The following is a 13,427-nucleotide window of genomic DNA, read 5'->3' as shown; positions in this document are numbered from 1 at the left end:
TTACCAGTCAGTGCGGCGCTTCGGCCGCATGGTTAAGCGAATATTTCGGAATCTCGACGGTGAGGTCTTCCTCACCGACGATGGCCTGGCAAGCCAGACGCGATTGCGCCTCAAGGCCCCAGGCACGGTCGAGGAAGTCTTCTTCCAGCTCGTCAGCCTCTTCCAGCGAGTCGAAACCCTCGCGGATGATGCAGTGGCAGGTGGTGCAGGCGCAAACGCCGCCGCACGCGCTTTCCATCTCGATATGGTGTTCGTGGGCCAGTTCGAGAATCGATGTGCCGGGCGCAGCCTCGACCACCATGCCTTCAGGGCAGAACTTCTCGTGGGGCAGAAAAATGACCTGCGGCATCAGATATCCTCGATTTCATTCAGGTTGCGCCCCGACAGAGCGGCTTTCACCGTCAGATCCATGCGGCGGGCAGCAAAAGCATCGGTCACTTGCGACAGACGTTTGGTCTGCTGCTCGATGGCGTAACCATCGGTACCTTTCATCAGTTCGGCCAGTTCCTGCATTTGCAGTTCGATGACCATGCGCTCTTCGGCGTCGAGCAGACGCTCGCCATCGGCCTCCAGCGCGCCCTGCACCGCTTCGAGCAGGCGCTGGGCATCGACTTGCTGCTCACGCAGAACACGGGCGACCTTGTCGTCATTGGCGTGCTGGAACGAATCCTTGAGCATCTTGGCGATTTCGCCATCGGTCAGTCCGTAGGACGGTTTGACCTGAATACTCGCTTCAACGCCCGAGCCCAATTCACGGGCAGACACGCTGAGCAGACCGTCGGCGTCGACCTGGAAGGTCACGCGAATTTTCGCCGCACCGGCCACCATCGCCGGAATGCCGCGCAATTCGAAGCGCGCCAGAGAGCGGCAGTCGCTGATCAGCTCGCGCTCGCCCTGCAAGACGTGGATCGCCATGGCCGACTGGCCGTCTTTATAGGTGGTGAAATCCTGAGCGCGGGCGACGGGAATGGTAGTGTTGCGCGGAATCACCTTTTCCATCAGACCACCCATGGTTTCCAAACCAAGGGAAAGCGGAATCACGTCGAGCAGCAGCAGTTCGCCGCCATCGCGCTTGTTGCCAGCCAGCGTATCAGCCTGGATCGCGGCCCCGATGGCCACCACTTGATCCGGGTCGATTTCCGTCAATGGCTGACGACCGAAGGCTTCGGCAACGGCTTCACGAACACGTGGCACGCGGGTCGAACCGCCGACCATGACCACGGCGTGGACGTCTTCCAGTTCAATACCGGAATCGCGAACGGCGCGGCGGCAGGCTTTCAGGCTGCGCGCGACCATCGGCTCGATCAGCGCATCGAAGGCTTCGCGGGTCAACTGGGCTTTCCAGTCGCCGTAAGCCACTTCAACGCTGGCGGCGTCGGTCAAAGCTTCTTTAGCCGCACAGGCAGTTTGCAGCAGATTGCGCTGTGCGCCCGGATCGAGATCGGCGGACAGGCCAGCACTCTCGATGATCCAGCCGGCAATCGCATGATCGAAGTCATCGCCGCCCAGCGCGCTGTCGCCGCCAGTGGCCAGAACTTCGAAAACGCCGCCAGTCAGACGCAGAATCGAAATATCGAAGGTACCGCCACCAAGGTCATAAATTGCAACCAGGCCTTCAGCGTGTTGATCCAGACCGTACGCTACAGCAGCAGCGGTCGGCTCATTGAGCAGACGCAACACGTTCAGACCGGCGAGTTTGGCAGCGTCTTTGGTGGCCTGACGCTGCGCATCGTCGAAGTAGGCAGGAACGGTGATCACCGCGCCAACCAGCTCGCCACCCAAGGTCGCCTCAGCGCGCTGACGCAGGACCTTGAGGATGTCGGCGGAGACTTCAACCGGGCTTTTCGGGCCTTGCACGGTATCGATAAACGGCATGTGCGATTCGCCGCCGACAAAGCGGTACGGCAGTTGCTCGCCCAATTGCTTGACGTCGGACAGACCACGACCCATCAAGCGCTTGACCGAGAGCACGGTGTTCAGGGGATCGGAGGCTGCCGCCAGCTTGGCGGGCTCACCGACTTCGACGCGGTCGGCGTGATAACGCACGGCGGACGGCAGGATGACCTGCCCGTTGGCGTCGGCCAGCGGTTCGGAAAGACCACTGCGCAGCGCAGCGACCAGCGAATTGGTAGTACCCAAGTCGATGCCCACAGCCAGACGGCGCTGGTGCGGTTGAGGACTTTGGCCGGGTTCGGCGATCTGCAGTAGAGCCATGGTGATCAGGTCTTGTCTGTCTGTCAGCGTGCAATCAGGGCAGCACTGGGTTAATCGTCGAGGCGCTCTTCCAGCTGGCGCACTTCGTAGGTGAGCTTGTCGAGGAACTGCATGCGCCGCATCAGGCGTTCGGCCTGCTCGCGTTGCGCTGCATCATCCCAACAGGCTGCGAAGCTTTCGTTGAGCTGCTCCTGAGCCGCCTTCAAGCGACACTTGAATACCGCGACGCCGTCGAGGTCGGCACTGTCCTGCAGATCTTCGAGCTCTTCGCGCCATTGCATCTGCTGCAGAAGGAATTCGGGATCGTGGACAGTGACTTCCATCGGCACTTCATGCCCGCTGATTTTCAGCAGGTAGCGTGCGCGCTGGGCCGGGCTCTTGAGCGTCTGGTAGGCGTCGTTGAGCCGCGCCGATTGCTCGAGTGCCGAGCGCTGCTCGCGCTCGGATGCATCGGCAAAACGGTCAGGATGGACGCCGCGCGCCAACTCACGGTAGCGCGTGGCCAACTGCTCGAGATCCAGGCGGAAGCTCGGTTGCAGCTCGAATAAAGCGAAATGACAAGGAATACCCACGACCAGCCTCAGATGTTGAAGCTTTCGCCGCAGCCACATTCACCGCGCACGTTGGGGTTGTTGAACTTGAAGCCTTCGTTCAACCCTTCCTTGACGAAGTCGAGCTCGGTGCCGTCAAGGTAGGCCAGGCTTTTCGGGTCGATGATCACTTTTTCGCCGTGACTCTCGAACACCTGATCTTCCGCCACTACCTCGTCGACAAACTCCAGCACGTAGGCAAGGCCGGAACAGCCTGTGGTGCGAACACCCAGACGAATCCCTTCACCTTTGCCGCGCCCGTCGAGGGAGCGCCGCACGTGTCGAGCAGCCGCTTCTGTCATGCTGATAGCCATCGTTGACTCCTTACTCGTCGCCGAATCTTGAAATTCAGATCAAGCCTTTCTTCTGCTTGTAGTCGCGAACAGCCGCTTTGATAGCGTCTTCAGCGAGCACGGAGCAGTGGATTTTCACTGGCGGCAAAGCCAGTTCTTCGGCCAGCTGAGTGTTCTTGATGGTTTCGGCTTCGTCCAGGGTCTTGCCCTTCATCCACTCGGTAGCGAGGGAGCTGGAGGCGATTGCCGAACCGCAACCGTAGGTCTTGAACTTGGCGTCTTCGATAACGCCCTGATCGTTGACCTTGATCTGCAGACGCATCACGTCGCCGCACGCCGGAGCGCCGACCATGCCGGTGCCGACATCAGGATCTTCCGCGTTCATCTTGCCGACGTTGCGCGGGTTTTCGTAGTGGTCGATGACCTTTTCGCTGTAAGCCATGATTCTCAATCCTCACTCATCAGGGCCGCTCTTGAGACCCTGCAACTGCGCTGCGTTAACGCCGCGTCGCTACAGGATCTGTATCCGGCGGCTTCTATAGTTAGTGTGCCGCCCACTCGATTTTCGAGATATCGACGCCGTCTTTGTACATGTCCCACAGCGGCGACAGAGCGCGCAGCTTGGTAACGGCCTCGCAGACTTTCTGCGCGGCGTAGTCGATTTCTTCTTCGGTGGTGAAACGGCCGAAGGTAAAGCGGATCGAGCTGTGTGCCAGTTCGTCGTTGCGGCCCAGGGCGCGCAGTACGTACGAAGGCTCCAGCGACGCCGAGGTGCAGGCCGAACCGGACGATACCGCCAGATCCTTGAGCGCCATGATCAGCGACTCGCCTTCAACGTAGTTGAAGCTCAGGTTCAGGTTGTGCGGAACGCGGGCGGTCAGGCTGCCGTTGACGTACAGCTCTTCCAGGTGCTCGACCTGCTTGTAGAAACGATCACTCAAGGCTTTGATGCGCACGTTTTCAGCGGCCATGTCTTCCTTGGCTACGCGGAACGCTTCGCCCATGCCGACGATCTGGTGGGTCGCCAGAGTGCCGGAACGCATGCCGCGCTCGTGACCGCCGCCGTGCATGGTCGCTTCGATGCGCACACGCGGCTTGCGGCTGACGTACAGCGCGCCGATGCCTTTAGGGCCATAAGTCTTGTGAGCGGAGAACGACATCATGTCGACTTTCAGCTTCTGCAGGTCGATTTCGACCTTGCCGGTGGACTGAGCCGCGTCGACATGGAACAGCACGCCTTTGGCGCGCAGCATCTCGCCGATGGCGGCGATGTCGTTGATGGTGCCGATTTCGTTGTTGACGTGCATCACCGACACCAGAATGGTGTCTTCGCGTAGTGCCGCGTCAATCATTGCCGGGGTGATCAGACCGTCTTCGGTCGGCTCGAGGTAAGTCACTTCGAAGCCTTCACGCTCCAACTGGCGCATGGTGTCGAGGACAGCCTTGTGCTCGATCTTGCTGGTGATCAGGTGCTTGCCCTTGGAGGCGTAGAAATGTGCCGCGCCCTTGATCGCCAGGTTGTCGGATTCGGTGGCACCGGAGGTCCAGACGATTTCGCGCGGGTCGGCATTGACCAGATCGGCCACCTGACGACGAGCGTTTTCGACGGACTCTTCAGCCTTCCAGCCGAACACGTGGGAGCGGGACGCCGGGTTACCGAAGTTTCCGTCGACCAGCAGGCATTCACTCATTTTCTGCGCAACGCGCGGATCAACCGGGGTGGTTGCAGAGTAATCAAGGTAAATCGGCAATTTCATGGACTATCTCCTAAATCAGGGCTGGCGTGCCGCGGGTAGCTCTTCGGCTGTCATTCGACGGCGGACGCTTCAATCTTGTCCAGGCGTGGCGCCTTGCTGCTGCAACGGCGCTGGTCCTGACGCTGGGCCACTTCTTGTACCTCACGGCGAGTGACAAGGTCGGCCAAGCTGATACCGCTCAGAAATTCGTGAATCTGCAGGCTCAAGTCGCACCACAGATGATGGGTCAGGCAGGTATCACCGGAATGGCAATCGCCCTGGCCCTGGCACTTGGTGGCATCGACCGATTCGTTCACCGCATCGATCACTTGGGCGACCTGGATGCCCTGCATGTCGCGGGACAACTGGTAGCCACCACCCGGACCGCGAACGCTGGAAACCAGGTTGCTGCGGCGCAGCTTGGCGAACAGCTGTTCGAGGTAGGACAAGGAGATGCCTTGGCGCTCGGAGATATCGGCCAGAGACACCGGCCCGTGCTGCGCGTGCAACGCCAGGTCAAGCATGGCGGTCACGGCGTATCGGCCTTTTGTAGTCAGTCGCATGGACAGTTACCACGGAGTTCGGAATGGGCGGGAGTATGCAATTCCCGAGCATTTAAGTCAACTATAAGACCTAGTGCTTTAGTCGGGTTTACCCGCAAAAGAGCGCGCGCACTATAGCAAAGACGGGCTGCGGACAGCCAGCGCAACCGCGTGATCGTTCTTCGCGAGCAGGCTCGCTCCCACATTGGAATGCATTGCTCTTGTGGGAGCGAGCCTGCTCGCGAAAAGCAGCGCCGCGGTTCAGCCGGCTTTCGATTCGTCCTTGCCCTTGACGCAAGCGAAATCTTCTTCGCGCAGCTCAGGCAGATCTTTCGCACAGTAATTGCTGCCCAGATCCTTCAGCGCGCCGCACATGCCTTCCAGGCGCCCGTCCACTGCTTGCAGATGATCGAGCAATTGGCCGATGGCGCGGGCCACCGGGTCAGGCATGTCTTCGCTGACACCGTAGGCGTCGAAACCGATCTTTTCCGCCATGGCTTTGCGCTTGGCGTCCTGCTCTTCATCGGTCTTGACGATGATCCGCCCCGGAATCCCCACCACCGTGGCGCCCGGCGGCACTTCCTTGGTGACCACAGCGTTGGAGCCGACTTTGGCGCCGGCACCCACCGTGAACGGACCGAGAACCTTGGCCCCGGCACCGACTACAACGCCGTCTCCGAGAGTCGGGTGGCGCTTGCCTTTGTTCCAGCTGGTGCCGCCGAGGGTCACGCCTTGATAGATGGTGACGTCGTCGCCGATCTCGGCGGTTTCGCCAATAACGATGCCCATGCCGTGGTCAATGAAGAAACGCCGACCGACCTTGGCGCCCGGATGAATCTCGATCCCGGTCAGCCAGCGACCGAAGTTCGACACCAGTCGCGCCAGCCACTTCAACTCGTTGCGCCAGAGCATGCCGGCCAGACGATGAATCCAGATCGCATGCATGCCGGGGTAGCAGGTCAGGACTTCAAAAGCGTTACGCGCCGCCGGGTCTCGATGGAATACGCTCTGGATATCTTCACGCAAACGCTCAAACATCATTCAATCCTTCCGCTTTAGAAGCTCGCCACGGGCCGCTTTCTGGGTTTCCGTGAGGATGCCACGCAAAATGTTCATTTCCGCCCGGCTGACCGAGCTGCGTCCGTACAACCGGCGCAGGCGCGCCATCAAGTGCCGTGGCTTTTCCGGGTCGAGGAATTCGATGGCAACCAGCGTCTGCTCCAGGTGCTCATAGAATCGCTCCAGCTCATCCATGGTCGCCAGCTCGGCGCTTTTCACCGACGCCACTTCTTCTTTCTCGACCTTGCTTGGCTGACCCTGTGCAGCCAGCCAGGCCATGCGCACTTCATAACTCAACACCTGCACCGCCGCCCCGAGGTTCAGCGAACTGAAGGTCGGATCGGAAGGGATGTGCACGTGGAAGTGACATCGCTGCAGCTCTTCGTTGGTCAGCCCGGAGTCTTCACGACCGAACACCAAAGCAATCTCCGCGCCCTGCCCGGCTTCCTCGACCACTTTGTTACCGCATTCGCGCGGATCGAGCAGCGGCCAGGGAATACGCCGGTCGCGAGCGCTGGTGCCGAGCACCAGATTGCAGCCGACTAGAGCATCTTCCAAGGTGGCGACGACTTGCGCGTTTTCAAGGATGTCACCCGCACCGGAGGCGCGGGCGTCGGCCTCGTGGTGCGGGAAGACCCGCGGTTCGACCAGCACCAGTCGCGACAGACCCATGTTTTTCATGGCGCGCGCGGCCCCGCCGATGTTGCCGGGGTGGCTGGTGTTGACCAGGACGACACGAATGTTCTGCAGCAAGGGAGGCGCTCTCGGAGACAGGAAAGGGGGGCAAATCTTACAGAACAGCCTACCGTTAAGCTATGAAAGCGAACAGCGTCCTTCACCTGAAGAAAAGTTCTGATAGAATGCGCGGCTTTCTTTAACAACCTTAGGTGACACATCCATGCAGCCCATGCTGAATATCGCGCTGCGCGCCGCCCGCAGCGCCAGTGAACTGATCTTCCGCTCCATCGAGCGCCTGGATACCATCAAGGTCGACGAAAAAGACGCCAAGGATTACGTATCCGAGGTCGATCGCGCCGCTGAACAGAAAATCATCGATGCCCTGCGCAAGGCTTACCCGAATCACTCGATTCAGGGTGAAGAAACCGGCCTGCACGCTGGCACCGGCATCGAAGGCGAAGAGTACCTGTGGATCATCGATCCGCTGGACGGCACCACCAACTTCCTCCGTGGCATTCCGCACTTTGCAGTGAGCATTGCCTGCAAATATCGTGGTCGCCTGGAACACGCAGTGGTTCTGGACCCGGTCCGCCAGGAAGAATTCACCGCCAGCCGTGGTCGCGGCGCTCAACTGAACGGTCGTCGTCTGCGCGTCAGTGGTCGCACCAGCCTCGACGGCGCTCTGCTCGGCACTGGCTTCCCGTTCCGTGACGATCAGATGGACAACCTCGACAACTACCTGGGCATGTTCCGCGCTCTGGTTGGCCAGACTGCCGGCATCCGCCGCGCCGGTTCGGCGAGCCTGGACCTGGCTTACGTGGCTGCCGGTCGTTTCGATGCGTTCTGGGAATCGGGCCTGTCCGAGTGGGACATGGCTGCAGGCGCCCTGCTGATTCAAGAAGCCGGCGGCCTGGTGAGCGACTTCACCGGCGGCCACGATTTCCTTGAGAAAGGCCACATCGTTGCCGGCAACACCAAATGCTTCAAGGCAGTGCTGACGGCGATCCAGCCGCACCTGCCGGCCTCGCTGAAGCGCTAAGCTTTAGGCGAAACCAAAAAGCACTCTTCGGGGTGCTTTTTTTGTGCCTGCAATTCCAAACAGCACAATTCCCTGTGGGAGCGAGCCTGCTCGCGAATGGGCGTGCCAGCAAAGGAACTATCAACTGTTGGACCGTATTCGCGAGCAGGCTCGCTCCCACAGGTGAGAATCGCGCGCTGCCCTGAATCGCGGGTATAAAAAAAGCACCCCGCAGGGTGCTTCTTTTCACAACCGTAAATCCTTACTGAGCCGGCTCATTCTGCGACAGGATCAGCTTGCCTTCCTTGTCGACCGGAATCTGGTTGCCCGGATCGCGATCCATCCGCACTTTGCCTTCCTTGCCATCAAGCGAGTAACGCACGTCGTAACCGACGACCTTGTCGCTGATGTCATTGACCGTGTTGCAGCGAGTTTGCGTGGTGGTGTAGGTGTCGCGGTTCTGCATACCTTCCTGCACCTTGTTACCGGCATAACCGCCGCCAACTGCACCGGCCACGGTGGCAATCTTCTTGCCGGTACCGCCACCCACCTGATTACCCAACAAACCACCGGCTACGGCACCGATCGCCGTGCCGAGAATCTGGTGTTGATCCTTGACCGGCGCCTGCCGGGTCACGGTTACATCCTTGCATACTTCACGTGGAGTCTTGATCTGTGTCTTGACCGGCTCAACGGCTAATACTTGCGCATACTCAGGGCCGCTTTTAACCAGGCTGTAGGTGGCAACAGCACCCCCGGCTGTGACACCGACAGCACCCAATACCGCACCAACCAGCAACGACTTGTTCACATGAACCTCCTGACCATCACATGCGGGACGCGCCCGCGCTTCTCCCAGCCTTGGAGCACAAAAAAAGGCGCGAGTTCAACTCGCGCCTTTTGTTGGCTGACAGCCGGGAAATCGCTGACCGTTATGGACGATCGTCGACTTCCTTATCGGTGTTGGCCGGAGGAATCAGATCCTCGGTGGTCAGGTTCAGCCAGATCAGCACCACGTTGGCGATGTAGATCGACGAGTAGGTACCCGCCAGTACACCGATGAACAGTGCGATGGAGAAACCGAACAGGTTGTCGCCACCGAAGAACAGCAGCGCCGCGATCGCCAGCAGAGTGGAGATTGACGTCGCCATGGTGCGCAGCAGGGTCTGGGTGGTCGAGATGTTGATGTTCTCGATCAGCGTGGCCTTGCGCAGCACGCGGAAGTTCTCACGCACCCGATCGAAAACCACGATGGTGTCGTTCAGCGAGTAACCGATGATCGCCAGCACCGCCGCCAGCACCGTCAGATCGAAGGTGATCTGGAAGTACGAGAGGATACCCACGGTCACGATCACGTCGTGGATCAGCGAGACAATGGCGCCGACCGCAAACTTCCACTGAAAGCGGAACGCCAGGTAGATCAGGATGCCGCCGAGCGCCAGCAGCATGCCGAGGCCGCCCTGGTCGCGCAGTTCTTCACCGACCTGCGGGCCGACGAACTCGACACGCTTGACCGTCGCCGGGTTGTCGCCGCCGACTTTCTGCAATGCGTCTGCGACCTGATGGCCCAGCTGCGGGTCTTCACCCGGCATGCGCACCAGCAGATCGGTCGTCGCACCGAAGTTCTGCACCACGGCTTCGTGATAACCGGAGGTCGCCAGTTGCTCGCGCACCTTGGTGACATCGGCCGGACGCTCGTAGGTCAGCTCGATGAGCGTACCGCCGGTGAAGTCCAGGCCCCAGTTCATGCCCTTGGTGGCGACACTGAACAAGGCAATGACGGTAAGCAGCAATGTGACGCCGAACGCGAAGTTGCGAACGCCCATGAAGTTGATTGTACGTAACATGGCAGCCCCTTAAATCCACAACTTCTTGAAGTCACGTCCGCCAAAGATCAGGTTGACCATTGCGCGGGTCACCATGATGGCCGTGAACATCGAGGTAAAGATCCCGAGGGACATCGTCACTGCGAAACCCTTCACCGGGCCGGTGCCCATGGCGAAGAGAATGCCGCCGACCAGCAACGTGGTCAGGTTGGCGTCGAGAATCGCGGTGAATGCCCGGCCGAAGCCTTCGTTGATTGCCCGCTGCACAGTCATGCCGGCGGCGAGCTCTTCACGAATCCGCGAGAAGATCAGTACGTTGGCGTCGACCGCCATACCCATGGTCAAGACGATACCGGCGATACCCGGCAGGGTCAGCGTGGCGCCCAGCAACGACATCAACGCCAGCAGCAGCACCATGTTCACTGCCAGCGCGACAGTGGCGATGACGCCGAAGAAGCGGTAGATGGCGATGATGAACAGCGATACGAACAGCATGCCCCACAGGGAAGCGTCGATACCTTTGGTGATGTTGTCAGCACCCAGGCTCGGACCGATTGTGCGCTCTTCAGCGAAGTACATCGGTGCAGCCAGACCACCGGCACGCAGCAGCAGCGCCAGCTCGGACGACTCGCCCTGACCGTTCAGGCCAGTGATGCGGAATTGCGCACCCAGCGGCGACTGAATGGTCGCCAGGCTGATGATCTTCTTCTCTTCCTTGAACGTCTGCACCGCAACGTCTTTCTCGACGCCATCGACCACTTGCTTGGTGTAAGTGGTGACCGGACGCTGTTCGATGAAGATCACCGCCATGCTGCGGCCGACGTTGGAGCGGGTCGCGCGGCTCATCAGCTCGCCACCGTGGCCATCCAGACGGATGTTCACTTCAGGCGTGCCGTGCTCGCCGAAACCGGCCTTGGCGTCGGTGACCTGGTCACCGGTAATGATCAGACCACGCTCGATCTGCGCTGGCGGACGATTGCCTTCGCGGAATTCGAACGACTCGGAAGTGGCTTTCGAAGCGCCCGGCTCGGCGGCCAGACGGAACTCGAGGTTGGCCGTCTTGCCGAGAATACGCTTGGCTTCGGCAGTGTCCTGCACGCCCGGCAGCTCAACCACGATGCGGTTGGCGCCCTGACGCTGCACGATCGGTTCGGCAACACCCAGCTCGTTGACGCGGTTACGTACCGTGGTCAGGTTCTGCTTGATGGAGTATTCACGGATTTCCGCCAGCTTGGCCGGGGTCATCGCCAGACGCAGCACCGGTTGACCGTTGAGGTCGGCCGGAACAATGTCGAAATCGTTGAAGTTCTTGCGGATCAGCGCACGGGCCTGTTCGCGGGAGTCTTCATCGCTGAAGCCCAACTGAATGGCACCGCCCAGTTGCGGCAGGCTGCGATAGCGCAGCTTCTCTTTGCGCAGCAGGCTCTTGACGTCGCCTTCGTAGACTTTGAGGCGTGCATCGAGGGCTTTGTCCATGTCCACTTCGAGCAGGAAGTGCACACCACCGGACAAGTCCAGACCCAGCTTCATCGGGTGCGCACCGAGGTTGCGCAGCCATTGCGGGGTGGTCTGTGCCAGGTTCAGCGCGACGACGTAGTCATCACCCAACGCCTTGCGCACAACATCCTTGGCCGGCAGCTGATCTTCAGCCTTGCTCAGACGGATCAGACCGCCCTTGCCGCCCGCGGTCAATGTGGCCGCCTTGACGTTGATGCCGGACTCTTTCAGCGCCGTGCTGACGCGAGCCAGATCGGCGTCATTGACCTGCAGAGCCGTGCTGGCGCCGCTGATCTGAATGGCCGGGTCATCGGGGTAAAGATTGGGAGCGGAATAAATCAGACCGATCGCCAGCACCGCCAGGATCAGAATGTATTTCCACAGAGGGTATTTGTTCAGCATCACGCCGCCCGTTATGAACGCGGGGCGCCTTGCGCGCCCCGTCGATTGAGTAGAAGTTGTTGCTCTTAGATCGCTTTCAGCGTGCCTTTTGGCAGCGTGGCGGCGATGGCGCCTTTCTGGAACTTCATTTCCACGGTGTCGGACACTTCCAGAACCACGAAGTCATCGGCAACCTTGGTGATCTTGCCGGCGATGCCGCCAGTGGTCACGACTTCGTCGCCCTTCTGCAGGCTGCTCAGCAGGTTCTTCTGCTCTTTGGCGCGCTTGGCCTGTGGACGCCAGATCATCAGGTAGAAGATGACCAGGAAGCCGACCAGGAAAATCCACTCGAAGCCGCCGCCCATTGGGCTTGCAGCAGCCGGTGCAGCTGCGTCAGCCATGGCGTTAGAGATAAAAAAGCTCATTTAGCACTCCAGTTGCAAATGTTGAATCTTGGGGTCAGAAAACTCAGTCCAAAGGCGGGACGGGAAGTCCGCGTTTGGCGTAGAAGGCATCGACAAAGGCGGCCAATGTACCCTGTTGAATAGCCTCGCGCAAACCAGCCATCAGCACCTGATAATGGCGCAAGTTATGGATGGTATTGAGCATGCTGCCGAGCATTTCGCCGCACTTGTCCAGGTGATGCAGATAAGCGCGCGAGAAGTTCTGGCAGGTGTAGCAATCGCAGGTCGGATCCAGCGGCGATTCATCATGGCGATGGAACGCGTTACGGATCTTCAGCACACCGGTATCGATGAACAGATGCCCATTGCGGGCATTACGGGTTGGCATCACGCAATCGAACATGTCCACCCCGCGGCGCACACCCTCAACCAGATCTTCCGGTTTGCCAACGCCCATAAGGTAACGAGGTTTGTCAGCGGGCATCTGGCCCGGCAGATAATCCAGCACCTTGATCATTTCGTGCTTCGGTTCGCCCACCGACAGACCGCCGATGGCGAGGCCGTCGAAGCCGATCTTGTCGAGGCCTTCGAGCGAGCGCATGCGCAGGTTTTCATGCATCCCGCCCTGGACGATGCCGAACAGCGCTGCGGTGTTGTCGCCGTGGGCATTCTTCGAACGCTGCGCCCAGCGCAACGACAATTCCATCGATACGCGCGCAACGTCTTCGTCAGCCGGATACGGCGTGCATTCGTCGAAGATCATCACGATGTCGGAACCGAGATCGCGCTGCACCTGCATCGATTCTTCCGGCCCCATGAACACTTTGGCGCCGTCGACCGGAGAAGCGAAGGTCACGCCCTCCTCCTTGATCTTGCGCATCGCGCCGAGGCTGAACACCTGGAAGCCCCCGGAGTCGGTGAGGATCGGGCCTTTCCACTGCATGAAATCGTGCAGGTCGCCGTGTTCCTTGATCACCTGAGTGCCGGGACGCAGCCACAGGTGAAAGGTGTTGCCCAGAATGATTTCCGCGCCCGTGGCGACGATGTCGCGCGGCAGCATGCCCTTGACCGTGCCGTAGGTGCCGACCGGCATGAACGCCGGGGTCTCGACGGTGCCACGGGGGAAGGTCAGGCGACCACGACGAGCCTTGCCATCGGTGGCCAGCAGCTCAAAGGACATTCGACATTC

15 protein-coding genes are annotated in these 13,427 nt (G+C 60.1%); 1 reads left to right on the top strand and 14 read right to left on the bottom strand.

Annotation, left to right across the window (positions count from 1 at the left end; genetic code table 11):
• Nucleotides 1–7: 7 nt before the first annotated feature.
• The 9 genes from fdx to trmJ form a co-directional block, all read right to left on the bottom strand.
• Nucleotides 8–349, bottom strand: coding sequence for an ISC system 2Fe-2S type ferredoxin (gene fdx / locus AAEZ10_RS07770; protein WP_016773327.1), 342 nt, complete (start codon nt 347–349; stop codon nt 8–10).
• Nucleotides 349–2,214, bottom strand: a complete 1,866-nt coding sequence (hscA, locus tag AAEZ10_RS07765) for a Fe-S protein assembly chaperone HscA (protein WP_122706591.1) — start codon at nt 2,212–2,214, stop codon at nt 349–351. Before hscA ends, fdx begins: the two co-directional genes overlap by 1 nt.
• Before the next feature lie 50 nt (nt 2,215–2,264).
• Complete coding sequence (gene hscB / locus AAEZ10_RS07760; RefSeq protein ID WP_350568665.1) at nt 2,265–2,786, bottom strand: co-chaperone HscB; 522 nt, start codon at nt 2,784–2,786, stop codon at nt 2,265–2,267.
• 8 nt (nt 2,787–2,794) lie between these two features.
• Entirely contained in the window at nt 2,795–3,118 is a 324-nt protein-coding gene (iscA, locus tag AAEZ10_RS07755) for an iron-sulfur cluster assembly protein IscA (RefSeq protein ID WP_003227904.1), read from the bottom strand.
• Between the two features lie 34 nt (nt 3,119–3,152).
• Nucleotides 3,153–3,539, bottom strand: a complete 387-nt coding sequence (iscU, locus tag AAEZ10_RS07750; protein ID WP_003227907.1) for a Fe-S cluster assembly scaffold IscU — start codon at nt 3,537–3,539, stop codon at nt 3,153–3,155.
• A 100-nt stretch (nt 3,540–3,639) separates the two neighbouring features.
• Complete coding sequence (locus AAEZ10_RS07745; protein WP_016773324.1) at nt 3,640–4,854, bottom strand: IscS subfamily cysteine desulfurase; 1,215 nt, start codon at nt 4,852–4,854, stop codon at nt 3,640–3,642.
• A 50-nt stretch (nt 4,855–4,904) separates the two neighbouring features.
• Nucleotides 4,905–5,396 carry a Fe-S cluster assembly transcriptional regulator IscR gene (iscR, locus tag AAEZ10_RS07740; RefSeq protein WP_016773323.1) on the bottom strand — a complete coding sequence of 164 codons (492 nt, stop codon included), beginning with the start codon at nt 5,394–5,396 and terminating at the stop codon, nt 4,905–4,907.
• Between the two features lie 240 nt (nt 5,397–5,636).
• Nucleotides 5,637–6,413, bottom strand: coding sequence for a serine O-acetyltransferase (gene cysE, locus AAEZ10_RS07735; protein ID WP_024014221.1), 777 nt, complete (start codon nt 6,411–6,413; stop codon nt 5,637–5,639).
• Between the two features lie 3 nt (nt 6,414–6,416).
• Nucleotides 6,417–7,187 carry a tRNA (cytosine(32)/uridine(32)-2'-O)-methyltransferase TrmJ gene (trmJ, locus tag AAEZ10_RS07730; protein WP_073473313.1) on the bottom strand — a complete coding sequence of 257 codons (771 nt, stop codon included), beginning with the start codon at nt 7,185–7,187 and terminating at the stop codon, nt 6,417–6,419.
• A 145-nt stretch (nt 7,188–7,332) separates the two neighbouring features.
• Here trmJ and suhB point away from each other — a divergent pair, with 145 nt between their 5' ends.
• Complete coding sequence (suhB, locus tag AAEZ10_RS07725; protein WP_016773320.1) at nt 7,333–8,151, top strand: type III secretion system regulator SuhB; 819 nt, start codon at nt 7,333–7,335, stop codon at nt 8,149–8,151.
• A gap of 241 nt (nt 8,152–8,392) precedes the next feature.
• On the opposite strand, the gene AAEZ10_RS07720 is transcribed toward suhB, so the two are convergent.
• From AAEZ10_RS07720 to tgt, 5 genes are all read right to left on the bottom strand, one after another.
• Nucleotides 8,393–8,941: a glycine zipper 2TM domain-containing protein gene (locus AAEZ10_RS07720; protein WP_041479931.1), complete on the bottom strand. Its 549-nt coding sequence runs from the start codon at nt 8,939–8,941 to the stop codon at nt 8,393–8,395.
• A gap of 121 nt (nt 8,942–9,062) precedes the next feature.
• Complete coding sequence (gene secF, locus AAEZ10_RS07715) at nt 9,063–9,977, bottom strand: protein translocase subunit SecF (protein WP_110603668.1); 915 nt, start codon at nt 9,975–9,977, stop codon at nt 9,063–9,065.
• Between the two features lie 9 nt (nt 9,978–9,986).
• On the bottom strand, nt 9,987–11,855 hold the full coding sequence (gene secD / locus AAEZ10_RS07710; protein WP_350568660.1) for a protein translocase subunit SecD: 1,869 nt from the start codon (nt 11,853–11,855) through the stop codon (nt 9,987–9,989).
• A 65-nt stretch (nt 11,856–11,920) separates the two neighbouring features.
• Nucleotides 11,921–12,259, bottom strand: a complete 339-nt coding sequence (gene yajC / locus AAEZ10_RS07705) for a preprotein translocase subunit YajC (RefSeq protein ID WP_016773317.1) — start codon at nt 12,257–12,259, stop codon at nt 11,921–11,923.
• A gap of 43 nt (nt 12,260–12,302) precedes the next feature.
• Entirely contained in the window at nt 12,303–13,418 is a 1,116-nt protein-coding gene (gene tgt, locus AAEZ10_RS07700) for a tRNA guanosine(34) transglycosylase Tgt (protein ID WP_160768392.1), read from the bottom strand.
• Nucleotides 13,419–13,427 lie beyond the last annotated feature (9 nt).

Source organism: Pseudomonas sp. H26/SER47-MNA-CIBAN-0231, assembly GCF_040310465.1.
Lineage (GTDB): Bacteria > Pseudomonadota > Gammaproteobacteria > Pseudomonadales > Pseudomonadaceae > Aquipseudomonas > Aquipseudomonas atacamensis.
This window is presented reverse-complemented; position numbering and strand designations above follow the sequence as displayed.

What these genes read in the sequence shown, in the direction of transcription:
- hscA (WP_122706591.1), bottom strand. Translation starts at nt 2,214, where the DNA reads ATGGCTCTACTGCAGATCGCCGAACCCGGCCAAAGTCCTCAACCGCAC.
- fdx (WP_016773327.1), bottom strand. Translation starts at nt 349, where the DNA reads ATGCCGCAGGTCATTTTTCTGCCCCACGAGAAGTTCTGCCCTGAAGGC.
- iscA (WP_003227904.1), bottom strand. Translation starts at nt 3,118, where the DNA reads ATGGCTATCAGCATGACAGAAGCGGCTGCTCGACACGTGCGGCGCTCC.
- secD (WP_350568660.1), bottom strand. Translation starts at nt 11,855, where the DNA reads ATGCTGAACAAATACCCTCTGTGGAAATACATTCTGATCCTGGCGGTG.
- suhB (WP_016773320.1), top strand. Translation starts at nt 7,333, where the DNA reads ATGCAGCCCATGCTGAATATCGCGCTGCGCGCCGCCCGCAGCGCCAGT.
- yajC (WP_016773317.1), bottom strand. Translation starts at nt 12,259, where the DNA reads ATGAGCTTTTTTATCTCTAACGCCATGGCTGACGCAGCTGCACCGGCT.
- secF (WP_110603668.1), bottom strand. Translation starts at nt 9,977, where the DNA reads ATGTTACGTACAATCAACTTCATGGGCGTTCGCAACTTCGCGTTCGGC.
- AAEZ10_RS07745 (WP_016773324.1), bottom strand. Translation starts at nt 4,854, where the DNA reads ATGAAATTGCCGATTTACCTTGATTACTCTGCAACCACCCCGGTTGAT.
- iscU (WP_003227907.1), bottom strand. Translation starts at nt 3,539, where the DNA reads ATGGCTTACAGCGAAAAGGTCATCGACCACTACGAAAACCCGCGCAAC.
- iscR (WP_016773323.1), bottom strand. Translation starts at nt 5,396, where the DNA reads ATGCGACTGACTACAAAAGGCCGATACGCCGTGACCGCCATGCTTGAC.
- cysE (WP_024014221.1), bottom strand. Translation starts at nt 6,413, where the DNA reads ATGTTTGAGCGTTTGCGTGAAGATATCCAGAGCGTATTCCATCGAGAC.
- tgt (WP_160768392.1), bottom strand. Translation starts at nt 13,418, where the DNA reads ATGTCCTTTGAGCTGCTGGCCACCGATGGCAAGGCTCGTCGTGGTCGC.